Annotated in this window: 1 protein-coding gene; it reads right to left on the bottom strand. The window is 44.6% G+C overall.

Annotated elements, in window-relative coordinates:
• Positions 1–926, bottom strand: a 926-nt coding sequence (locus N1032_RS23800) for a hypothetical protein (protein ID WP_259542871.1), incomplete at its 3' end; no start/stop codon positions are given.
• Between the last annotated feature and the right edge of the window lie 90 nt (positions 927–1,016).

Here is a 1,016-nt window from a genome sequence, read left to right as displayed (position 1 = left end):
CTCCGACTTAGTAACTGACGAACTGCATTAGGATTGGTTTCATACAGCTGGCTAAGCTGTTTCATAGAGTTCTGTGGTTGATTAACATCACCAGTGACAGCCATAGAATGCCACTCAGCAGTCGCTCCTGAGACGAGAGAGTTCATACGACCGGAGATAACACCTCCGTGATTCGCACTGTCTACATCCGCTAGGCGAAGGATTTGAGCGTTCTTCTGTGCATCTGTCAGTTTAGGATCAGACATAACAGCATCAAACGTCTTATTCATTACGTTAGAATATGCTTGGTCTTTACTACCCCATTCTGATTCATACCACACAACTGTGTCTTTACTAAACTTACCACCAGGAGTCGATAACGCAGCTTGTAGCTGAGTCGTCATCTTAGATTCACCAGTAAGCAGTTTAGTTGCTTTGGCATTATCACCATCAAGTTTACGTGCAGCAGCTTCTTTCTGAGTCTGAATGTCAGCTCTCATAGCTGTCAGTTTAGCAGTGGCTTCCGTCTGTTCACCACCTGCTGGCATAATGTCTTTGAACTCTGTCTCAATCTTCTGCAAATCAGCTTCACGTTCTTCTAACGGAAGGTTCTGGTTAGCAATAAGACGAGCGTGATATTCATCATTACGTTTAGCACTGAGACGGAGAGTGGATTCATCACCCGTCTTAACGTGAATCTGGAAGTCAGCATCACCGATTACATCTTTAATCTTGACTGGTTTGCCATTGATAGCGATGGTTTGTTCACCATACTCCTTGACTAACTCACCACCATTAGGTTGAGAAGCCAACTGAGCAGAGGTCTGAGTGACCATCTTAATCTGTGAACTTGAATCAGGGAAGACACCATTAACGAACAGTTCATTCTGTTTCGCTGCTAAGGCGCTTGCTTTGACTTTAGGGTCAGTGATTGATGCATCAGACACCAGACCATTAACGTGGACTGTAGCAAGGTTCTGGTTAGCATTACGGGTATTCTCTGAATCCCAGCTTGACCAACCTTCGTGCAATGCAAT

It is taken from the genome of Herbiconiux daphne (assembly GCF_024979295.1).
Taxonomy (GTDB): Bacteria; Actinomycetota; Actinomycetes; order Actinomycetales; family Microbacteriaceae; genus Herbiconiux; species Herbiconiux daphnes.
The sequence above is the reverse complement of the archived record's forward strand: the minus strand, read 5'-3'. Positions and strand labels throughout refer to the sequence as shown.